Annotated in this window: 21 protein-coding genes; 13 read left to right on the top strand and 8 right to left on the bottom strand. The window is 67.8% G+C overall.

All coding sequences use genetic code 11. The features are described 5' to 3' along the window. Positions 1 to 2 precede the first annotated feature (2 nt). Both OX89_RS09720 and folC read right to left on the bottom strand, forming a co-directional pair. Positions 3 to 845, bottom strand: a complete 843-nt coding sequence (locus OX89_RS09720) for an SPOR domain-containing protein (RefSeq protein ID WP_015913661.1) — start codon at positions 843 to 845, stop codon at positions 3 to 5. A gap of 14 nt (positions 846 to 859) precedes the next feature. Further along, on the bottom strand, positions 860 to 2,185 hold the full coding sequence (gene folC / locus OX89_RS09715; RefSeq protein ID WP_047350467.1) for a bifunctional tetrahydrofolate synthase/dihydrofolate synthase: 1,326 nt from the start codon (positions 2,183 to 2,185) through the stop codon (positions 860 to 862). 47 nt (positions 2,186 to 2,232) lie between these two features. On the opposite strand from folC, the gene OX89_RS09710 reads away from it, so the two are divergent. From OX89_RS09710 to argG, 4 genes are all read left to right on the top strand, one after another. Next, a complete protein-coding gene (locus OX89_RS09710) occupies positions 2,233 to 2,619 on the top strand; it encodes an ArsC family reductase (protein WP_047350466.1) in 387 nt (128 codons plus the stop codon). Positions 2,620 to 2,731: 112 nt separating this feature from the next. After that, a complete protein-coding gene (locus OX89_RS09705) occupies positions 2,732 to 3,412 on the top strand; it encodes a glycine zipper 2TM domain-containing protein (protein WP_047350465.1) in 681 nt (226 codons plus the stop codon). Positions 3,413 to 3,582: 170 nt separating this feature from the next. Then, positions 3,583 to 3,900, top strand: a complete 318-nt coding sequence (locus tag OX89_RS09700) for a pyrimidine/purine nucleoside phosphorylase (protein ID WP_011805898.1) — start codon at positions 3,583 to 3,585, stop codon at positions 3,898 to 3,900. A 66-nt stretch (positions 3,901 to 3,966) separates the two neighbouring features. Next, a complete protein-coding gene (argG, locus tag OX89_RS09695) occupies positions 3,967 to 5,313 on the top strand; it encodes an argininosuccinate synthase (RefSeq protein WP_047350464.1) in 1,347 nt (448 codons plus the stop codon). Between the two features lie 89 nt (positions 5,314 to 5,402). On the opposite strand, the gene queC is transcribed toward argG, so the two are convergent. Next, positions 5,403 to 6,122, bottom strand: coding sequence for a 7-cyano-7-deazaguanine synthase QueC (gene queC, locus OX89_RS09690; RefSeq protein WP_011805900.1), 720 nt, complete (start codon positions 6,120 to 6,122; stop codon positions 5,403 to 5,405). Next, positions 6,119 to 6,787: a 7-cyano-7-deazaguanine/7-aminomethyl-7-deazaguanine transporter gene (locus OX89_RS09685; RefSeq protein ID WP_047350463.1), complete on the bottom strand. Its 669-nt coding sequence runs from the start codon at positions 6,785 to 6,787 to the stop codon at positions 6,119 to 6,121. The genes queC and OX89_RS09685 overlap by 4 nt, the downstream gene beginning before the upstream one ends. A gap of 346 nt (positions 6,788 to 7,133) precedes the next feature. On the opposite strand from OX89_RS09685, the gene OX89_RS09680 reads away from it, so the two are divergent. From OX89_RS09680 to OX89_RS09670, 3 genes are all read left to right on the top strand, one after another. After that, on the top strand, positions 7,134 to 7,997 hold the full coding sequence (locus OX89_RS09680; protein WP_199856231.1) for an RNA polymerase sigma-70 factor: 864 nt from the start codon (positions 7,134 to 7,136) through the stop codon (positions 7,995 to 7,997). Positions 7,998 to 8,072: 75 nt separating this feature from the next. Further along, a complete protein-coding gene (locus OX89_RS09675) occupies positions 8,073 to 8,528 on the top strand; it encodes a carboxymuconolactone decarboxylase family protein (protein ID WP_047350461.1) in 456 nt (151 codons plus the stop codon). Positions 8,529 to 8,671: 143 nt separating this feature from the next. Continuing rightward, positions 8,672 to 10,204, top strand: a complete 1,533-nt coding sequence (locus OX89_RS09670) for a DASS family sodium-coupled anion symporter (RefSeq protein ID WP_047350460.1) — start codon at positions 8,672 to 8,674, stop codon at positions 10,202 to 10,204. Between the two features lie 105 nt (positions 10,205 to 10,309). Here OX89_RS09670 and murB read toward each other — a convergent pair whose 3' ends face one another. After that, positions 10,310 to 11,386: a UDP-N-acetylmuramate dehydrogenase gene (murB, locus tag OX89_RS09665; protein WP_015913668.1), complete on the bottom strand. Its 1,077-nt coding sequence runs from the start codon at positions 11,384 to 11,386 to the stop codon at positions 10,310 to 10,312. A 67-nt stretch (positions 11,387 to 11,453) separates the two neighbouring features. On the opposite strand from murB, the gene OX89_RS09660 reads away from it, so the two are divergent. From OX89_RS09660 to OX89_RS09650, 3 genes are read left to right on the top strand one after another with little or no spacing between them, the layout of a single operon-like run. Beyond that, entirely contained in the window at positions 11,454 to 11,939 is a 486-nt protein-coding gene (locus OX89_RS09660; protein WP_047350459.1) for a YajQ family cyclic di-GMP-binding protein, read from the top strand. Positions 11,940 to 11,955: 16 nt separating this feature from the next. Next, a complete protein-coding gene (locus OX89_RS09655) occupies positions 11,956 to 12,600 on the top strand; it encodes a TIGR02281 family clan AA aspartic protease (protein ID WP_011805907.1) in 645 nt (214 codons plus the stop codon). 22 nt (positions 12,601 to 12,622) lie between these two features. Further along, positions 12,623 to 13,624 carry an HD-GYP domain-containing protein gene (locus OX89_RS09650; protein WP_047350458.1) on the top strand — a complete coding sequence of 334 codons (1,002 nt, stop codon included), beginning with the start codon at positions 12,623 to 12,625 and terminating at the stop codon, positions 13,622 to 13,624. Between the two features lie 78 nt (positions 13,625 to 13,702). On the opposite strand, the gene plsY is transcribed toward OX89_RS09650, so the two are convergent. From plsY to OX89_RS09635, 3 genes are all read right to left on the bottom strand, one after another. Beyond that, entirely contained in the window at positions 13,703 to 14,338 is a 636-nt protein-coding gene (gene plsY, locus OX89_RS09645) for a glycerol-3-phosphate 1-O-acyltransferase PlsY (RefSeq protein WP_047350457.1), read from the bottom strand. A 45-nt stretch (positions 14,339 to 14,383) separates the two neighbouring features. Beyond that, positions 14,384 to 14,884, bottom strand: coding sequence for a Cys-tRNA(Pro) deacylase (gene ybaK / locus OX89_RS09640; RefSeq protein ID WP_047350456.1), 501 nt, complete (start codon positions 14,882 to 14,884; stop codon positions 14,384 to 14,386). Between the two features lie 65 nt (positions 14,885 to 14,949). Then, complete coding sequence (locus OX89_RS09635; RefSeq protein WP_047350455.1) at positions 14,950 to 16,011, bottom strand: aldo/keto reductase; 1,062 nt, start codon at positions 16,009 to 16,011, stop codon at positions 14,950 to 14,952. Positions 16,012 to 16,138: 127 nt separating this feature from the next. On the opposite strand from OX89_RS09635, the gene OX89_RS09630 reads away from it, so the two are divergent. From OX89_RS09630 to prfB, 3 genes are all read left to right on the top strand, one after another. Continuing rightward, positions 16,139 to 17,074 carry an alpha/beta fold hydrolase gene (locus OX89_RS09630; protein ID WP_047350454.1) on the top strand — a complete coding sequence of 312 codons (936 nt, stop codon included), beginning with the start codon at positions 16,139 to 16,141 and terminating at the stop codon, positions 17,072 to 17,074. 208 nt (positions 17,075 to 17,282) lie between these two features. After that, a complete protein-coding gene (locus tag OX89_RS09625; RefSeq protein ID WP_047350453.1) occupies positions 17,283 to 18,290 on the top strand; it encodes a diaminopimelate dehydrogenase in 1,008 nt (335 codons plus the stop codon). Between the two features lie 187 nt (positions 18,291 to 18,477). After that, a protein-coding gene (prfB, locus tag OX89_RS09620) for a peptide chain release factor 2 (protein ID WP_011805914.1) occupies positions 18,478 to 19,582 on the top strand; the annotation gives its coding sequence in 2 pieces (ribosomal slippage) (positions 18,478 to 18,558 and positions 18,560 to 19,582; 1,104 coding nt in all). Positions 19,583 to 19,586: the final 4 nt, after the last annotated feature.

Raw genomic sequence — 19,586 nt, 5'->3', positions numbered from 1 at the left:
GCCTACAGCGCCAACACCGACGCGGACAGCCCCGCGCCCTTGACGCGGCCGGCCGCCTTGTCGGCCTCTGCCCGGCTGGTGAACGGACCCACTCGCACGCGCGTGCGCTTGCCATCCTTGGTGTCCACCACCTGGGTATAGGTCTTGAGGCCGGAGCGCTCCAACCGATCGCGCACCTCGCGCGCCTTGTCGGCGTCCGCGAAGGCGCCTACCTGCACGATGAAGCGGCCCTGCTCCTCGCGCGCAGCGGCGGGCGCGGCGCTGGGTTGCGGGTTGCGGCCTTCGAGCAGTGCGCGGGCGCGCGCAGCATCGTCCTGGCGCGCAGGCTTGGGATCGGGCCGGGGTTCTGGTTTGGATTCCGGTTTGGCCTCTGCCTTGGGCGCGGGCTTGGGTTCCGGTTTGGGCTCGGGCTTGGATTCCGCCGGGGTTTCCGCCTTAGCCGGCACTTTGGGTTCCACACGCGCAGCGGGCTGCGAGGCCGCTGGCGCACTGCGTGGGCGGGACGCCACCACTTCCTCGCCCGCATCCAGGCCGGAAGTCGCCGGCTCCGCGGCGCGGGGTGTATTGGCCTCTTGCTGCGGCACCACCAGCGGAGCCACCTTGTGGCGATCGGGAATGTCCATCGCCACATTCACCGGGACCGGCCGCGGCTGGGTGTCGAACAGCAGGGGGAAGCCCACCACGCCCACCAGCACCAACACTGCCGCGCCCAGCAGGCGGTGGCGCGCGCGTCGGCGCATTTCCTCGATGCTCTCGGCCTGCGGAGTGCGTGAGCGCTTGGCGGGTTTGTTGGTGTCGCCTGACGGCTCCTGCCGGCCAGGCCAACGAAACTTGAAAAATGCCATGGAGTGCGGACTCGTTATGCGCCCAGATGCTTGGCCTGCAGGCGCGGCACCCCATGCTGGAGCACGCCACCCACCGTGTAGAACGAGCCAAAGACCACAATTCTATCAGCGGGGTCCGCGGCCTCAACGGCCGCGCGCAGCGCCTCCTCGGGGTTGGCGTGCAGGCTGGTGGCGACCTCACGGCGCCCTCCGGCCACCATCTGCAGCGCATTCCATTTCTGCTGCAGGCTGGCGGCCGTCTCGGCGCGCGGCGTGGGCAGGTCGGTGAAATACCAGCGGTCGATCACCGGCCCCACCTTGGCCAGCATGGGCGCCAGATCCTTGTCGGCCATGGCGCCAAACACCGCGTGCGTGGTCGGGAAGTAGCCCATGGCGTCCAGATTGGCCGTGAGCGCCGCCACCGAGTGCGGGTTGTGCGCCACGTCCAGCACCAGCGTGGGCTGGCCCGGCACGATCTGGAAGCGCCCCGGCAGTTCCACCAGCGCCAGGCCGGCGCGCACCGCCTGCGCATTGATGGGCAGGCGTTCACGCACTGCCTCCAGCGCAGCGAGTGCGCCCGAGGCATTGACCAGTTGGTTGGCGCCCCGCAGCGCCGGATACGCCAGGCCCGCGTAGCGGCGCCCGCGCCCGGCCCAGGCCCACTGCTGCTTGTCCCCCGAGAAATTGAAGTCCTGCCCGAAGCGCCACAGGTCGGCGCCGATCTCGCGCGCATGGTCGATCACGCTCTGCGGCGGCATGGGGTCGCTCACCACCACGGGACGGCCGGTGCGCATGATGCCGGCCTTCTCGCGGCCGATGGTCTCGCAGTCAGGCCCGAGGAACTCCACATGGTCGATGTCCACGCTGGTGATCACCGCGCAGTCGGCGTCGATGATGTTGGTGGCATCCAACCGCCCGCCCAGCCCCACCTCCAGGATGGCCACGTCCAGCAGCGACAGGCTCATGTGCCGCAGGATGGCGAGCGTGGTGAATTCGAAGTAGGTCAGCGTGACCTCGTTGCCGTTCTGCGTGCGCGCCCGCTCCACCGCCTCAAAGCTGGCCACCAACGATGCGGCATCGACGATCTCGCCACGGATGCGGCAACGCTCCTCAAAATGCACCAGATGGGGCGATGTATAGACCCCCGTACGGTAGCCGGCCTGCAGGGCCACGGCCTCCAGCATGGCGCAGGTCGAGCCCTTGCCGTTGGTGCCCGCCACGGTGATCACGGGGCAGTTGAAGCGCAGCCCCAGGCGGCGCGCCACCTCGCCCACGCGCTCCAGGCCCATGTCGATGTTCTTGGGGTGCAGCTGCTCGCAGTGGCGAAGCCAGCCTTCCAGTGTCTGCGGAGGAATGTGCATAGCCCGTGAATTGTCGCCGAGCCGGGCTTGCGCGATGATCCCGGGCCATGAGTACCCCCACGATCATCGTCTACGGCATTCCCAACTGCGACACCGTCAAGAAGGCCCGCGCCTGGCTGCAGGAGCAAGGCTTGGCCTACCAGTTCCACGACTTCAAGAAGCAAGGCGTGCCCGCCGAGCGCCTGCCCGCGTGGATGGCTGCCGTGGGCTGGGAGAAGCTGCTCAACCGCCAGGGCACGACCTGGCGCAAGCTGGACGCGACCGTGCAGGCCGGCGTGACGGACGCCCGCAGCGCGGCCGCGCTGATGTGCGAGCAGCCCTCGGTCATCAAGCGGCCCGTGGTCGAGTGGCAGGGCGGCCCCGCGGGTGACGTGACGGTGGGCTTCAGCCCCGAGGCATGGAACGCACGCGCGGCCAGCCACTCCAAGGCATGAGGCAACACATCTTTACGCAGATTTACGGGTCGGCGCGGGTGTGTTGACGCGCCGGGCTGAAACTTCCTGCAGGTTCGGTGCGTTGTAGGCCGACCGAAAGGAGCTTTTGCCCATGAACAAGATTTTTGTCCTCGCGGCCCTGGCCACGGCCGCGCTGGCCGCCCAGGCGCAGGAACAGGGCCGCGTGCTGTCGGCCACGCCCATCACCGAGCAGATCGCGATTCCGCAGCAGGTCTGCGGCAACGAAACCATCTACAGCGGCGCCCGCCCCACCTCCGGCGCGGGCGCGGTGCTGGGCGCGATTGCCGGCGGCGCCGCGGGCAACGCCATCGGCGGCGGCAGCGGCCGCGCCGCGGCCACGGCCCTGGGTGTGATTGGTGGCGCGGTGCTGGGCAACCAGATCGAGGGTGGCCGCCCCGGCTACCAGAACGTGCAGCGCTGCACGACCGAAACCTACTACGACAACCAGATCGTCGGCTACGACGTGGTCTACGAATACGCCGGCCGGCACTACAACACGCGCACGCAGACGGACCCAGGCGCGTGGATTCCACTCACCGTGCAGCCGGCGGTGCCGGGAGTGTCGCGCGCTCCCGCCGGATACCCGCCCACCTACGGCCCCACCTACTCTCCTACCTATTCCGGCGGCTATGCGCAGCCGGGCGTGGTGGTGTCCACCCAGCCGGGCCCGCCGGCCTACATCGTGGAGCCGCCCGTCACCGTGATCGAATACCGCGACAACTATGGCCATCCCTACCGCCCGCCCCGCTACCACGACCGTTACTGGCGCTGAGCAGAGCGCCACGGCCTGGCGGCCAGCACGCAGACGGCACATGCTAAAGGGCTCTTCGGAGTCCTTTTTCGTTGCTGCGGGGCCAACGCCGCCCCGCGCCCGCACGGGGCGCGCCGGCACGCGCAGGCTCTAGAATTGATGGTTTGTCCCATCCTCTGCGTCCCCCATCCATGACCACCGAAAAAATCGACGGTGTTTCCGTCACCACCCAGGCCAATGTGTACTTTGACGGCAAGTGCGTGAGCCACAACCTCACGTACCCCGATGGCACGAAGAAGTCGGTGGGTGTGGTGCTGCCGGCCACGTTGACCTTCGGCACGGGCGCACCCGAGATCATGGAATGCGTGGGCGGATCCTGCGAATACCAGCTGGACGGCACCGACGCCTGGGTCAAGGTGGGCGCGGGCGAGAAGTTCAGCGTGCCGGGCAATTCCAAATTCAACATCCGCGTGACCGAGGCCTTCCACTACATCTGCCACTACGGCTGAGCATGTTTTAAGCCTCCAACGCTTATCACACAAGCGCGGGCAGCTATCAATTTTCAAGAGAATCCCATGGCAACCATCCTGCAACACCTCCCCGTCGGCCAGAAGGTCGGCATCGCCTTCTCGGGCGGCCTCGACACCAGCGCCGCGCTGCGCTGGATGAAGAACAAGGGCGCCCTGCCCTACGCCTACACCGCCAACCTGGGCCAGCCTGACGAAGCCGACTACGATGAGATCCCCCGCAAGGCCATGGAATACGGCGCCGAGAAGGCCCGCCTGATCGACTGCCGCACGCAGCTGGCGCACGAGGGCATTGCCGCCATCCAGGCCGGAGCTTTCCACATCAGCACCGGTGGCATCACCTACTTCAACACCACGCCGCTGGGTCGCGCCGTGACGGGCACCATGCTGGTGGCCGCGATGAAGGAAGACGACGTCCACATCTGGGGCGACGGCTCCACCTTCAAGGGCAACGACATCGAGCGCTTCTACCGCTACGGCCTGCTTACCAACCCCGCGCTGAAGATCTACAAGCCCTGGCTGGACCAGAAGTTCATCGACGAGCTGGGCGGGCGCGCCGAGATGTCGGCCTTCATGACCAAGGAAGGCTTCGGCTACAAGATGAGCGCCGAAAAGGCGTACAGCACCGACAGCAACATGCTGGGCGCCACGCACGAGGCGAAGGACCTGGAGTTCCTCAGCAGCGGCATCCGCATCGTCAATCCCATCATGGGCGTGGCGTTCTGGAGGCCCGAAGTCGACGTGCCGGCCGAAGAAGTGTCGGTCACCTTCGACGAGGGGCAACCCGTGGCCGTGAACGGCAAGGAGATCGCCGACCCTGTGGAGCTGTTCCTGGAATTGAACCGCATCGGCGGCCGCCACGGCTTAGGGATGAGCGACCAGATCGAGAACCGCATCATCGAAGCCAAGAGCCGCGGCATCTACGAAGCCCCCGGCATGGCGCTGCTGCACATCGCCTACGAGCGCCTGGTCACCGGCATCCACAACGAAGACACCATCGAGCAGTACCGCCTGAACGGCCTGAAGCTCGGCCGCCTGCTGTACCAGGGCCGCTGGTTCGACCCCCAGGCCATCATGCTGCGCGAGACGGCCCAGCGCTGGGTGGCGCGCGCCGTGACCGGCACCGTGACGCTCGAGCTGCGCCGCGGCAACGACTACTCCATCCTGAACACCGAGTCGCCCAACCTGACCTACGCGCCCGAGCGCCTGTCGATGGAAAAGGTGGAAGACGCGCCGTTCAGCCCGCTGGACCGCATCGGCCAGTTGACCATGCGCAACCTGGACATCTCCGACACGCGCGGCAAGCTGGGCGTGTATGCACGCGCCGGCCTGCTGTCGCTGGGCGGCAATGCCGCGCTGGCGCAGCTGGAAGACGGCGGCGCGAAGAAAAAATAAGCATCAAACAGGCCTCTAGCGCTTGATGGACGGGCGCTAGCAGCTATAAAAACAGAAGCAACCACCCGGCAGGCATGCCGGGTGTTTTTTTATGCGCCGTTCAAAGAGCGCTGCGCGGTCCACTGCTCCCACCCCTGTGCGCGCAGTTCGCAAGCGGGGCAGCCGCCGCAGCCGTGGCCCCAGGCGTGCAGGTCGCCGCGCTGGCCCAGGTAGCAGGTGTGTGACTCACACCGGATCAGTTCGACCAGGGCGTCGCCGCCCAGCCGCTGCGCCAGGGCCCAGGTGTCGGCCTTGCTGCGCCACATCAGCGGAGTTTCCAGCGTCAGCGGGCGGTCCACGCCCAGACTCAGCGCCACCTGCAGCGCCTTCAGCGTGCTGTCGCGGCAGTCGGGGTAGCCGGAATAGTCGGTCTCGGACATGCCGCCCACCAGCACATCCAGCCCGCGCCGATAGGCCAGCGCCGCCGCCAGGGTGAAGAACAGCAGGTTGCGCCCCGGCACAAAGGTGTTGGGCAAACCGTCCGCCTGCATGGCGATGGCCACGTCATCGGTCATGGCGCTGCCGCCCAGTTGCGCGAGCACGTCCACCGTCAGCATGTGGTCCGGCCCCAACTGTCCCGGCCACGGCAGGGCGCGCACCCCGTCGATCAGCCGCTGCCGGCAGTCCAGCTCGACGCGGTGGCGCTGCCCGTAGTCAAAGCCCAGGGTTTCCACATGCCCATAGCGCGCCAGCGCCCAGGCCAGGCAGGTCGCGGAGTCCTGCCCGCCCGACAGCAGCACCAGCGCGCGCCGCTGCGGCAAGCGGCTCATGGCGCGGTCGCGAGCGGGGCCGCGCCCTCGCGCATGCTGCGCACGATGGCGGCCAGCGCCACGCCGTAGGCCGGCACGAAGAACAGCAGGCTCACGGCCAGCTTGATGACATAGTCCACCACGGCGATTTCGCCCCAGTGGGCGGCCATGAACGCGTCGGGGCTGCGCCAGAAGGCGATGGAGAAGAACGCCGCCGTATCCAGCGCCTGGCCGAACACCGACGCCGCCGCAGGCGCCAGCCACCACGAGCGGCTGCTCTGGCGGATACGGTCGAACACCTGGATGTCCAGCAGTTGCCCCAACACATAGGCGGCAAAGCTGGCAAAGGCGATTCGGAACACGAAGGTGTTGAAGTCACCCAGCGCGGCCCAGCCGTTGAAGCGGCCGTCATGGAACAGCACGCCCACCACGTAAGAGGCCACCAGCGCCGGCAGCATGGCGCGGGTGATGACGCGGCGCGCCTCGGCCTTGCCGATGAGCCGCACCGTCAGGTCGGTGGCCAGAAAGATGAACGGGAAGCTGAACGCCCCCCAGGTGCTGTGAAAGCCCAGCAAATTGATGGGCAGTTGCACCAGGTAGTTGCTGGCGATGACGATGGCGATATGGAACGCCACCAAGAGGGAGAGGTACAACGGCACGCGCGATGGTGCCTTCAGCGAGGTCATGGCAGTCCTTTTTGGATGGAACCTCTGCAATACCTGTAGGGATCAGCACACGGCGAATCGGGATGGGACGCGAAGCGCAAACCACAGCGGTGGCAGGGCCACCCCAAGGATTTGCATCGACGCAGGCCGTCAAGCCCACAGATGCGTGCGGCGCTACAGGTGTTGCGGAGGTTCCTGGATGGGGGCGAGGGAACCCATGGTGGCAACAGAGCCGGGGCGAGATTGTAGGCACATTTGCGCATCCCACCCGCGCACAGGGGTGCGCCGCGTATTTTTTTCAAGGCACCCGTCACACAATGCATGCGCCGCACGTCTTAGGGGCATGAACGCGACAACCTCACTCGCCATGGACCAGCACCTCGCCGCCTTTCAGCAGCACCGCCCACGCCTGGCGGGCGTGGCCTACCGCATGCTGGGCAGCCGCACCGATGCCGAGGACGTGCTGCAGGATGCCTGGCTGCGTTGGCAGGCGGCGGCCCTGGAGCGCGTGCAGACGGCCGAGGCCTGGCTGATCACCACCGTCACCCGGCTGTGCGTGGACCGGCTGCGCGCCGCGCGCATCGAACGCACGGCCTATGACGGGCCCTGGCTGCCGGAACCGTGGATCGCCGGCGACAGCGCCCCGGCCGCCGATGCACGCGCCGAACTGGCCAGCGACCTGTCCGTCGCGCTGCTCGTGGTGCTGGAGCGCCTCACGCCCGACGAGCGCGCCGCCTTCCTGCTGCACGACGTGTTCGACAGCGACTACCCCGAGGTGGCGAGCGTGCTGGGCAAGAGCGAGGCCGCCTGCCGCCAGCTGGTGCACCGTGCGCGCACCCAGGTGCGCCAGCGCAGGGCGCGCTTCACGGCCACACCCGAGGCGTCGCGTGCGCTGGTGGAGCGCTTCGTGCAGGCCATGCGCACGCAGGACCATGCGGCGCTGCTGGCGCTGTTCGCCGAGGATGCGCAGTGGACCGCCGACGGCGGCGGCAAGGTGCGCGCGGCCGCCAAGCTGCTGCACGGGCCGCGTGCGATCGCACGCCTGGCCGCGTCGGTGTGGCGCCTCTACCTGAGCCACCAGACCATGGAGGCGATGGACGTCAACGGCGGCCCCGGGCTGCTGCTGCGCGACGCGGGCGGCGTGCGCGCCGTCATGGCCTTCGAGACCGACGGCGTACACATCCACGCGGTGTATTCCGTCCTCAACCCCGACAAGCTGCGCGGCCTGTAGGCCTGCGCGCTTCGCCCGGCACCGTCTGCGCGGCGGCGCCGCGTTCACCCCTTTCCCCCCTGCAAGGGGCCTTCCATGTCCTCAGCCCCCCGCATCAACCTCCCTCGCCACGCCGCAAGCTATGCCGCCATGTACGGCCTGCAAAAACACGTCGATGCGGGGCAACTACCCGTGCAGTTGCACGAGCTGGTGAAGATGCGCGCCTCGCAAATCAATGGCTGCGCGTTCTGCATCGACATGCACGCCCGCGAGGCGCGCGAGCATGGCGAAAGCGACCGGCGGCTGCACCTGCTCAGCGCCTGGCGCGAGAGCGGCGTGTTCGATGCGCGCGAATGTGCCGCACTGGCCTGGACCGAGGCCCTCACGCGCCTGGAGCAGTCGCAGGTGCCCGACGCCGTGTACGACGAGGTGCGCGCGCAGTTCAGCGAAGCGGAGATCGTGGAGCTGTCGATGGCCATCGTCACGATCAATGGCTGGAACCGGCTCAATGTAGCGTTCCGCACCCCGCCCGGGCGCTACACGCCGGCGTGAACTGGCGCCGCAGACGGCAACCTTGACCCAAGTCATGCACGTGCGACGGAGGCGGCCGCCCTGCCCGCCAGGCATGGGGGCAGCGGCGCACAATGACTGCAAGCCCTGGCCAGGCTGGGGCACTGCAAGGAAAGGAAGCTGCCATGACGTCATCCCCGGCCTCCGCGCTGCCCTCGTCGCCCGCACCCGCGGGCGGCTCCACACTCACCCAACGTGCCGGCCTGTGGGTGGCCATCGCCGTGCTGCTGCTCATTGCCTTCATGCCCGCGCTGCCGGGCCTGCCGCAGGCCGGGCAGATGATGCTGGCCGTCCTCGCGTTCGCGGTGATCCTGTGGATGACCGAGGCGCTGGACTATGCGGTGAGCGCCGTCGTCATCGGCGCGCTGATGATCGTCCTGCTGGCCATCAGCCCCGTGCCAGGCAAGGAGGCGGCAGGCGCCATGATGGGCACGCGCGCCGCGCTGCCCTATGCCCTGGGGGGCTTCAGCAACAGCGCCGTGGTGCTGGTGGCGGCCGCCTGCTTCATCGCCGCGGCCATGACGGCCACGCAGTTGGACAAGCGCATCGCGCTGCAGGTGCTCTCGTACGTGCCCGCGCGCGCCAACCACGTGGCGATGGGCGCGATCCTGGTGGGCTTTCTGCTGTCGTTCATCGTGCCCAGCGCCACGGCACGTGTGGCCTGCCTCATGCCGATCATGCTGGGCTTTCTGTCTGCCTTCGGCGCGGACCGGCGCAGTAAGTTCGCAGCCCTGGTGGTGATCACCGCCGCGCAAACCGCCAGCGTATGGAACATCGGCATCAAGACGGCCGCCGCACAGAACATGGTGGCCATCGGCTTCATTGAAAAGCAGTTCGGCCAGACCATCACCTGGGGCGAGTGGTTCGTGGCTGGCGCGCCGTATTCCCTCGTGCTGACCTTTGCGCTGTACTTCATCATGACGCGCATGCTCAAGCCCGAGATGGACCACATCGCCGGTGGGCGCGAGGCCATCCAGCGCCAGTTGACAGAACTGGGCGCCATGACCGCCAACCAGTGGAAGCTGCTGGGCATCATGCTGGTGCTGCTGGGCTTCTGGGCTACCGAGGGCGTGCTGCACGACGTGGACACCACCACCTCCACCATCGTAGCCATCGCACTGATGCTGCTGCCGCGCCTGGGCGTGATGGGCTGGAAGGAGTCGCAAAGGGGCTTTCCCTGGGGCACGGTGCTGCTGTTCGCCGTGGGCATCGCCATGGGTGCGGCCCTGCTCAAGACCGAGGCCGCGCCCTGGCTGGCCCGCCTGATCGTGGACAACCTGGGCCTGGCCAACGCCACGGCATTTGCCATCTTCATGCTGCTGGCCCTGTTCCTGATCGTGATCCACCTGGGTTTTGCCAGCGCCACAGGCCTGGCCTCCACCATGATTCCGATCATCATCAGCGTGCTGCAGGCGGTGCAGACGCCGGGCATCAACCCCATCGGCATGACCATGCTGCTGCAGTTCGTGGTCAGCATCGGCTTCATCCTGCCGGTGAACTCGCCCCAGGGCATGCTGGCCTACGGCACCGACACCTTCGACATCAAGGACTATGTGCGCACGGGCCTGGTGCTCACCGCCGTGGCCATCGCGCTGCTGGTGGTGTTTGCGCTGACCTACTGGCCCTGGATGGGCTACATGACCCTGCCGGCGCGCTGAGGCCCCTTCGCCGGCCTGTGGCCCATGCGATTACAGGCATTTTTGGCCTGCAGCCCTTTACTGATAAGCGGTAGCAGCTATCAAAAGGTTAGCATCTACCGGCTGCTAGACCACCACCGGCTCCGGCTCCAGCCGGATGCCGAAGCGCTCGTACACGCTGGTCTGGATGGCGCGCGCCAGCGTCATCACCTCGCCGCCGGTCACGCTGTCGTCGGGCGTGCCGCGGTTGACCAGCACCAGCGCCTGCTTGTCGTACACGCCGGCCTTGCCCACCGTCTTGCCCTTCCAACCGCAGGCGTCGATGAGCCAGCCCGCCGCCAGCTTGATGGTGCCGTCGGGCATGGGGTAGTGCACGATCTTCGGGTCGCGCGCGATGATGTCCTGGCACTGCTCGGGCGTGACCGTGGGGTTCTTGAAGAAGCTGCCGGCGTTGCCGATCACGGCCGGGTCGGGCAGCTTGGCACGGCGGATCTCGCACACCCAGTCAAAGATCTGCTGCGCCGTGGGCCGCTCCACGCCCGCCTCCTGGCGCTTGCGCTCCAGGTCCAGGTAGCCCAGCTCAGGCGCCCAGTCCTTGCGCAGCAGAAAGCGCACATGCGTGATGACCGCGCGCCCGGCCAGCCCCATGCCACGGTGCAGCCCCCCGCCCTCGTGGGGCGCCTGGGGCGCGGCATGCTTGAACACCGAGTCGCGGTAGCCGAAGGCGCACTGGGCTGCGTCCAGCGTGAAGGGGCGGCCCGTGGCCAGGTCGATGGCCACCAGGGAATGAAAGCGGTCCTGCAGTTCCACGCCGTAGGCGCCGATGTTCTGCACGGGCGCCGCGCCCACGGTGCCGGGAATCAGCGCCAGGTTCTCCAGGCCGGGGTAGCCCTGGGCCAGCGTCCAGGCCACGGCCTCGTGCCAGACCTCGCCCGCGCCGGCCTCAACGATCCAGGCCTTGTCGGTCTCTTCCAGCAGGCGCAGGCCCTTGATCTCCATCTTCAGCACGAGGGGCTTGACGTCGCCGGTCAGCACGATGTTGCTGCCGCCCCCCAGCACGAACACCGGCTGGCGCTCCAAGCGGTGGTCGCCCAGCAGGTCATGCACGTCCTTGGCCGAGCGCACGCGCACCAGGGTGTGCGCACGCGCGGCGATGCCGAAGGTGTTGTAAGTCTGCAGGGGAACATTTTTCTCGACTAACATCGACCGGATTGTCGCACCCGCCCCCAGGCGGGCGCGGGTTTGTACCGAGTTAGCCGCGAGTGATGCCATGCCTTCTTTTGATACCGTCTGTGAAGCCAACTTCGTTGAAGTGAAAAACGCCGTGGAGAACACCGCCAAGGAGATCGGCACGCGCTTCGACTTCAAGGGCACCTCTGCCGCCGTCGAGCTGAAAGACAAGGAAATCACGCTGTACGGCGACGCCGACTTCCAGCTGCAGCAAGTCGAGGACATCCTGCGCAACAAGCTCACCAAGCGCAACGTGGACGTGCGCTTCCTGGACGTGCAAAAGCCCCAGAAGATCGGCGGCGACAAGCTCAAGCAGGTGGTGAAGGTCAAGAACGGCATTGACAGCGAGCAGGCCAAGAAGATCCAGCGCCTGATCAAGGACAGCAAGCTCAAGCTGCAGGCGGCCATCCAGGAAGACAAGGTGCGCGTCACCGGCGCCAAGCGCGACGACCTGCAGGCCGCCATGGCGCTGATCCGCAAGGACATCGCCGACCTGCCGCTCACGTTCGACAACTTCCGCGACTGATGACCGCCCGCCGCCCATGCACCGCCTGACCCTGCGCCTGGCCGCTGCCCTGCTGGCAGCCACCGGCTTGCCCGCCGCCTACGCGCAAAGCGTGGCGCTGGCCGGCATCCTGGGCGGCAAGGCCCTGCTGGTGGTGGACGGCAGCGCGCCGCGCAGCGTGGCACCGGGCGGCTCCCACATGGGCGTGCGCGTGGTCTCGGTGGGCCGCGACGGCGTGGTGCTGGAGGTCGCGGGCGCGCAGCGCGCGATTCAGCTGGGCGAGTCGCCCGTGAGCATTGGCGGCAGCGCGGCCGGCCAGCGTATCGTGCTCAAGGCCGACGCGCGTGGGCATTTCATCAACAGCGGCTTCATCAACGGTCGCGTGATGCAGTACATGGTGGACACGGGCGCCACCACCGTGGCCATCGGCCGGCCCGACGCGCAGCGCATGGGCCTGAAGTTCGAACAGGGCCAGCCCGTGATGATGAACACCGCCAACGGCACGGCGCAGGGCTGGCGCATGCGGCTGGAGTCCGTGCGGGTGGGCGATGTGGAACTGCGCAGCGTGGACGCCATCGTCACCGCGGAGGCCATGCCCTATGTGCTGCTGGGCAACAGCTTCCTGCGCGAATTCCACATGAACCGCAGCGGCGACGAGATGGTGCTGCAACGCCGCCGCTGACGCGCGTCGCCCTCAGGCCCCCATGTCCGCACAGCCCCAAACCAGTGGCACCGATCCGTCGGGCAGCGACTACGAAGACCTGCTGGGCCAGTGGTCCGACCTGGAGTCCGCCCTGTCGGCGCTGCTCGCGCGGCCACGGCAGGCGCGCGACTTCGTGGCCAAGGTGCGCCAGTGCGACCGCTGGCTTCAGGACCTGGTGGCGCACGACATCGACGCCGCGCTGTACCTCATGTTCCAGCTCGCCGCCACCTCCACCGTGGGCTACAGCGCATCGCATGCGCTGGTGTGCGGCACGCTGTGCCACATCTTGGCGCAGGAGTTGCAGTTGCCGCCGCAGGAGCGCGACAGCCTGGTGCGCGCGGCGTTCACCATGAACGTCGGCATGACGGCGCTGCAGGATGCGCTGGCCGTGCAGCGCGAGCCGCTCACGGCCGAGCAGCAGCAGGTCGTGGCCAGCCACCCTCGGCTTGGACTGGACATGCTGGAAGATCTGCAGGTCACCAACGACCTGTGGCTGGAGATCGTGGCGACGCACCATGCGCCCTCGTCCGACGCGGCCGTCCCCCTGGCGAGCCTGCCCGTACGGGAGCGGCTCACGCGCATCCTGAGCACCATCGACCGCTACGCGGCCCTGATCAGCCCGCGCAAGTCCCGCGCCGGCCGCAGCGCCACCGATTCGGTGCGCGCCATCGTGGGCCAGGACAGCGACGCGCGCGACGAAGCCAGCCTCATGCTGGTGCGCACCGTGGGCCTGTGCCCGCCGGGCACGTTCGTACGCTTGGACAATGGCGAGACGGCCGTCGTGCTGCGCCGCAGCGAGCGGGCGAACTTCCCGCTGGTGGCCAGCGTGCTGGATGCCAAGGGCGAGCCGCTGGCCTCGCCCGCGCTCTACCACACGGTGCGCGGACAGCCGCGCATCCAGTCGGCGCTGGCACGGTCGGCGGTGACGGTGGAACTGCACAACCGCACCATGGTGCGCCTGGGGCTTTATGCGGCCCAGCGCACACAGACCCTGTCCCGCTGAAAAACTGAGCCTGCAGCATCAGGAAACACACGGCACTGCGTGCCGCCTGCCGGGTGCGGACAGGCGCGTATCCGGCTTTTAGGCTTTCTTCTTGGAGCCCAGGCGCGATTCCTTGCCCTGCAGCAGGCGTTGGATGTTTTCCTTGTGGCGCCAGGCCAGCAGGCCCGACATCACGGCGATGGCCATGCCCACGCGCGCATCGGTGTACCAGGCCACGCCACCGCCCAGCACGTAGAAGAACGGCGCGAACACCGCGGCCACCAGCGAGGCCAGCGACGAGTAGCGGAAGAAGAACGCAATGATCACCCAGGTGAGCAGCGTGGCCAGCCCCAGCCAGCCGCTGATGCCCAGGAGCACTCCCAGCGCCGTGGCCACGCCCTTGCCGCCTTCAAAGCGGAAGAACACCGGCCACAGGTGGCCGAGGAACGCCGCCAAGCCGACCAGCGCCATGGTGCCCTCCTCCAGCCCGTAGGGCGCGCCGAACCAGCGCACCAGCACCACGGGCAGCCAGCCCTTGAGCGCATCGAACAGCAGCGTGACGGCCGCCGCCGCCTTGGAGCCCGAGCGCAGCACGTTGGTGGCGCCGGGGTTCTTGCTGCCGTAGGTGCGCGGGTCGGACAGCCCCATCACGCGGCTGACGATGACGGCAAACGACAGGGAGCCCAGCAGGTAGGCGGCCACGGCAGCGGCAAGGGGCAGAAGGACAGTGCTCACGACAAGGGGCGCTCAGGGAAGGTGAATGACAAAAGCAAAACCGCCCTATTCTGCCAGCGCGCACTGCACCGGCCGCGCACCCAGCAGTTGCACGCAGACCTGCGGGTCCAACTGCACCAGAAAGCCGCGGCGCCCGCCGTTGATGGCGATGCGCGGCAGCTGCAGGATGCTCTCCTCGATGAACACCGGCATCTGCTTGCGCGTGCCGAACGGCGAAGTGCCGCCCACCAGGTAGCCGCTGTGGCGGTTGGCCACCTCGGGCTTGCAGGGCTCCACGCTCTTGGCGCCGATCTGGCGCGCAAGGTTCTTGGTGGACACCTTGCAGTCGCCGTGCATGAGCACGATCAACGGCTTGGCGTCCTGGTCCTGCATCACCAGCGTCTTGACCACCACGTGTTCGTCCAATCCCAGTTGGCGCGCCGACTCCTCGGTGCCGCCATGCTCCACGTAGTCGTACGGGTGCTCCGTGAAGGCGACCTTGTGCGCGCGCAGCAGTTGCGTGGCAGGGGTTTCGCTCACGTGGGCGGTCTTGTCCTTCTTGGCCATAAACTCAAAAACAATAGCTGCCCGCGCTTACCAGTCAAGCGTTACAGGCCGATTCGATCTAAAACTCATTGCGCCGGATCGCGCATCTCCCAGCGCACCGCATCGATGGCAGCCAGCAGTTCGGGCGACAGGCGCGTGTCCCACGCATCCAGGTCCTCGTCCAGTTGCGCAAGGGATGTCACGCCGATGATGGTGCTGCTCACGCGCCATTGGTGGTAGCAGAAGGCCAGCGCCATCTGCGTGGGCGACAGGCCGTGGTCACGCGCCAGTTGGTTGTAGCGGCGCGCCGCAGCCAGCGCCTCGGGACGGCCCCAGCGCTGCTTGCGCACCGACTCATAGCGCGCGATGCGCGCCTGTTGCGGCGCACCCGCGTCGGTGGGCGCGTACTGGTCGAACTTGCCGGTGAGCAGGCCGAACGCCAGCGGCGAATACGCAAGCAGCGACACGCCCAGGCGGTGGCACGTCTCGTCCATGGCATTTTCCCAGCTGCGGTTGAGCAGGCAGTACGGGTTCTGGACCGACACCACGCGCGGCAGCCCGTGCTGCTCCGCCAGGCGCACGAACTCGTGCACGCCGTAGGGCGTCTCATTGGACAGGCCGACATAGCGCACCTTGCCCGCACGCACCAGGCCGGCCAGTGCCTCCAACTGGTCGTGGATGGGCGTGGTGCTGGCTTCCTTGGACGGGTCGTAGTACAGCGTGCCGAACGCGGGCACGTGCCGCTCGGGCCAGTGGATCTGGTACAGGTCGATCACGTCGGTCTGAAGCCGGCGCAGGCTGCCCTCACACGAAGCGACGATGTCCGCCGCCGTCATGCCCTGGCCCTTGCGGATCCACGGCATGCCGCGCGACGGGCCCGCCACCTTGGTGGCCAGCACCACCTTGCCGCGCATGCCCGGGCGGCTGGCGAACCAGCGGCCGATGATGGATTCGGTAGCGCCACAGGTGGCCTCGCGCGCGGGCACGGCATACATCTCGGCCGTGTCGATGAAGTTCACGCCGCGCTCCAGCGCGCGGTCGAGGATGGCGTGCGCCGCCGGCTCCGCCACTTGCTCGCCAAAGGTCATGGTGCCCAGGCAGATCGACGTGACGTGCAGGTCGCTATGGCCAAGGGGAAGGGTATGCATGCAGGCTCCGAAAGACAGTTGCGCACGAGTTTACGGATTCGCGTCACATCGCGCAGGCCGCCCCCACTCCGCCGCGTTGTCGCGGCCACGACGCGCCGCGGACGGTTCACCGCGAAATAATCCACCCATGTACCAAGCCCAACGCCCTTGCCGCACCGAGACCGTTCCCGTTCGCACGCTGCACTACCACGTGCGGGTCTGGGGCGAGCGCCCCGCCGATGCGCCGCCCCTCGTGCTGCTGCATGGCTGGATGGACGTGGGCGCGTCCTACCAGTTCGTGGTGGACGCCTTCAGCGCCGCCTTTGCCGCGGGCCGCCAGATCATCGCGCCGGACTGGCGCGGCTTCGGCCACACGCGCACGCCCGCACCGAGCGACGGCTACCACTTCGTGGACTACCTGGCCGACCTGGACCAGCTGCTGGACCACTATGCCGGCGAGCAGCCGGTGGACCTGGTGGGCCACAGCATGGGCGGCAACGTGGCCATGCTGTATGCCGGCGCGCGGCCATCGCGCATCCGCCGCCTGGTGAACCTGGAGGGCTTCGGCCTGCCCGCCACCCAGCCGGCGCAGGCCCCCCAGCGGCTGGCGCAGTGGATGGACGAGATCCGCCAGTTCGAGCGCGGCGACCTGGCCCTGAAGCACTACGACAGCGCCGATGGCGTGGCCCTGCGGCTGATGAAGACCAACCCGCGCCTGCCCTCCGACAAGGCCGCATGGCTCGCCCGCCATTGGGCGGCGCAAGATGCCCAGGGCCGCTGGCTCATCCAGGGCGACGCGGCGCACAAGATCGTGAACCCGCAGCTGTACCGGGTGGACGAGGTGCTGGCGCTGTACCAGGCCATCACCGCGCCGGTGCTCTCGGTGCGTGCCAGCGACGACAGCCTGGGCCAGTGGTGGAAGGGCCGCTACACGCTGCAGGAATACCACCAGCGCCTGACCCAGGTGCGCGACGTGCGGCATGCCGTCGTCGAGGACGCAGGCCACATGCTGCACCACGACCAGCCGCAGGCCGTGGCAGCGCTGATCGAGGCGTTCGTGGCCGGGCCGGCGCCCGCAGCCTGAGCCGACGCCTTGCGCACGCGGCGCTCGCGGTGCCCACGCTCGCCTGAGCGTCGTGCAACGGGCGTGGCCGCTGCCCACGCGGCGGCCCCACTGCAGATATCCCCGCCGCGCAGCGCGGTGTCGTGGCAGGCGCTGCCGCCCGTGGCCGACAATCGGGCAACCGCGCTTTGCCGCTTTGTTGTCAACCCTCGAAAGGTAGCCCCACCGCATGGACCAGAACCGCGACGCCCACCCTCCCGCCACCCGCATCGGCATCGTCGGCTACGGCAATCTGGGGCGCGGCGTCGAGGCCGCAATCACCAAGAACCCCGACATGGCGATCGCCGGCATCTTCACGCGCCGCGACCCCGCGCAGCTCCAGCCGCTGGGCGCAAGCGTTCCGGTGCACGCCATGGACAGCCTGTTGCGCCACAAGGGCGCTATCGATGTGCTGGTGCTGTGCGGTGGTTCCAAGGACGACCTGCCCCGGCAAAGCCCCGAGCTGGCCGCGCATTTCAACCTGGTGGACAGCTTCGACACCCATGCGCGCATCCCCGGGCATTTCGCCGCCGTGGACGCCGCGGCCCAGGCTGGCCAGACCACCGCACTGATCTCGGCCGGCTGGGACCCGGGCCTGTTCTCCATCAACCGCGTGATGGGCGAGGCCCTGCTGCCCGACGGGGCCACCTACACCTTCTGGGGCAAGGGCCTGAGCCAGGGCCACTCCGACGCGGTGCGCCGCGTGCCCGGCGTGGCGGGTGGCGTGCAGTACACCATCCCCGTGCCCGAGGCAGTGGACAAGGTGCGCAGCGGCGTGCGTCCCGAGCTGTCCACGCGCGAGAAGCACCGGCGCGAGTGCTTCGTGGTGCTGCAGGACGGTGCCGACGCTGACGCGGTGCGCCGGGCCATCGTCGGCATGCCGCACTACTTTGCCCAGTACGACACCACGGTGCAGTTCATCAGCGCCGAGGAACTGGCGCGCGACCATGGCGCCATGCCGCACGGCGGGTTCGTGATCCGCAGCGGCAACACCTCGGCGTCCAGCAGGCAGGTCATCGAATACCGACTGCAGCTGGACAGCAACCCCGAGTTCACCGCCAGCGTGCTGGTGGCCTATGCACGCGCGGTGCACCGCATGCACGCGGCGGGTCAGTTCGGTTGCAAGACCGTGCTGGACGTGGCGCCCGCCCTGCTGTCGGCCAAGAGTGCGGCGGAACTGCGCGAGCAGTTCCTGTAAGCCCCGCGGGCATCAGGCCAAAACAGCCTCTAGCACCCACCCATCAAGCGCAGGCAGCTATCGTAAATATAGCAACCACATATAACCCCGGTCGGTTCCCGACGCTGCAGGGTGCGTTAGCGGGGGCATCAGCCCGCCATGAGAAAATCGCGCGTTATTCACAAGACACCACCAGGACACCCGCACCATGGAAGCAGAACGCATCAACCTCATCGGCACCACCCTCGAAGACCTGACCGAGCGGACCCAAGAGCTACGGAGGTATCTTTGACTACGATGCCAAGTTCGAACGCCTGCGCACGGTCAACGCATCGCTAGAAGACCCGGCTGTCTGGAACGACCCCAAGAAGGCCCAGGAGCTCGGCAAGGAAAAGAAGTCGCTCGACGCCGTGGTGCTGACGCTGCAAAAGCTCACCACCGAGCTGGCCGACAACGCCGAGCTCTACGAAATGAGCAAGGAAGAAGGCGACGAGGCCGGCCTGACGACCATCGAAGCCGAGGCCGAGAAGCTGCGCCCGCTCATCGAGGAGCTGGAATTCCGCCGCATGTTCAGCAATGAGGCCGACCCGCTGAACTGCTTCGTGGACATCCAGGCCGGCGCCGGCGGCACCGAGGCCTGCGACTGGGCCAGCATGCTGCTGCGCCAGTACCTGAAGTACGCCGAGCGCAAGGGCTTCAAGGCCACGGTGGAAGAAGAAACACCGGGCGACGTCGCCGGCATCAAGAGCGCCACGATCAAGATCGAGGGCGAGTACGCCTACGGCCTGCTGCGCACCGAGACCGGCGTGCACCGCCTGGTGCGCAAGTCACCGTTCGACTCGTCGGGCGGGCGCCACACATCGTTCGCGTCGCTGTTCGTCTACCCCGAGATCGATGACTCCATCGAGATCAACATCAACCCGTCCGACGTGCGCACCGACACCTACCGTGCCTCGGGCGCGGGCGGCCAGCACATCAACAAGACCGATTCGGCCGTCCGTCTGACACACATCCCCACGGGGATCGTGGTGCAGTGCCAGGATGGCCGCAGCCAGCACAGCAACCGCGACGTGGCCTGGCAGCGCCTGCGCTCGCGCCTGTATGACTTCGAAATGCGCAAGCGCATGGAAGAGCAGCAGAAGCTGGAAGACACCAAGACCGACGTGGGCTGGGGCCACCAGATCCGCAGCTACGTGCTGGACAACAGCCGCATCAAGGACCTGCGCACCAACGTCGAAGTCTCCGCCACGCAGAAGGTGCTGGACGGCGACCTGGACGTGTTCATCGAAGCCTCGCTCAAGCAGGGTGTCTAAACAG

The sequence above is a fragment of the Diaphorobacter sp. J5-51 genome (assembly GCF_001023515.1).
Lineage (GTDB): Bacteria > Pseudomonadota > Gammaproteobacteria > Burkholderiales > Burkholderiaceae_C > Diaphorobacter > Diaphorobacter nitroreducens.
Note: the sequence above shows the minus strand (reverse complement) of the source record. Positions and strands in the feature narration are given on the sequence as shown.

Bases quoted from the DNA above. Each gene is read 5' to 3' on its own strand.
- OX89_RS09675 (WP_047350461.1), top strand. From the start codon at position 8,073: ATGTCCTCAGCCCCCCGCATCAACCTCCCTCGCCACGCCGCAAGCTAT.
- OX89_RS09650 (WP_047350458.1), top strand. From the start codon at position 12,623: ATGTCCGCACAGCCCCAAACCAGTGGCACCGATCCGTCGGGCAGCGAC.
- folC (WP_047350467.1), bottom strand. From the start codon at position 2,185: ATGCACATTCCTCCGCAGACACTGGAAGGCTGGCTTCGCCACTGCGAG.
- OX89_RS09720 (WP_015913661.1), bottom strand. From the start codon at position 845: ATGGCATTTTTCAAGTTTCGTTGGCCTGGCCGGCAGGAGCCGTCAGGC.
- OX89_RS09700 (WP_011805898.1), top strand. From the start codon at position 3,583: ATGACCACCGAAAAAATCGACGGTGTTTCCGTCACCACCCAGGCCAAT.
- OX89_RS09670 (WP_047350460.1), top strand. From the start codon at position 8,672: ATGACGTCATCCCCGGCCTCCGCGCTGCCCTCGTCGCCCGCACCCGCG.
- ybaK (WP_047350456.1), bottom strand. From the start codon at position 14,884: ATGGCCAAGAAGGACAAGACCGCCCACGTGAGCGAAACCCCTGCCACG.
- OX89_RS09635 (WP_047350455.1), bottom strand. From the start codon at position 16,011: ATGCATACCCTTCCCCTTGGCCATAGCGACCTGCACGTCACGTCGATC.
- murB (WP_015913668.1), bottom strand. From the start codon at position 11,386: ATGTTAGTCGAGAAAAATGTTCCCCTGCAGACTTACAACACCTTCGGC.
- OX89_RS09660 (WP_047350459.1), top strand. From the start codon at position 11,454: ATGCCTTCTTTTGATACCGTCTGTGAAGCCAACTTCGTTGAAGTGAAA.
- OX89_RS09625 (WP_047350453.1), top strand. From the start codon at position 17,283: ATGGACCAGAACCGCGACGCCCACCCTCCCGCCACCCGCATCGGCATC.
- OX89_RS09655 (WP_011805907.1), top strand. From the start codon at position 11,956: ATGCACCGCCTGACCCTGCGCCTGGCCGCTGCCCTGCTGGCAGCCACC.
- OX89_RS09705 (WP_047350465.1), top strand. From the start codon at position 2,732: ATGAACAAGATTTTTGTCCTCGCGGCCCTGGCCACGGCCGCGCTGGCC.
- queC (WP_011805900.1), bottom strand. From the start codon at position 6,122: ATGAGCCGCTTGCCGCAGCGGCGCGCGCTGGTGCTGCTGTCGGGCGGG.
- argG (WP_047350464.1), top strand. From the start codon at position 3,967: ATGGCAACCATCCTGCAACACCTCCCCGTCGGCCAGAAGGTCGGCATC.
- OX89_RS09685 (WP_047350463.1), bottom strand. From the start codon at position 6,787: ATGACCTCGCTGAAGGCACCATCGCGCGTGCCGTTGTACCTCTCCCTC.
- OX89_RS09680 (WP_199856231.1), top strand. From the start codon at position 7,134: ATGGACCAGCACCTCGCCGCCTTTCAGCAGCACCGCCCACGCCTGGCG.
- OX89_RS09630 (WP_047350454.1), top strand. From the start codon at position 16,139: ATGTACCAAGCCCAACGCCCTTGCCGCACCGAGACCGTTCCCGTTCGC.
- OX89_RS09710 (WP_047350466.1), top strand. From the start codon at position 2,233: ATGAGTACCCCCACGATCATCGTCTACGGCATTCCCAACTGCGACACC.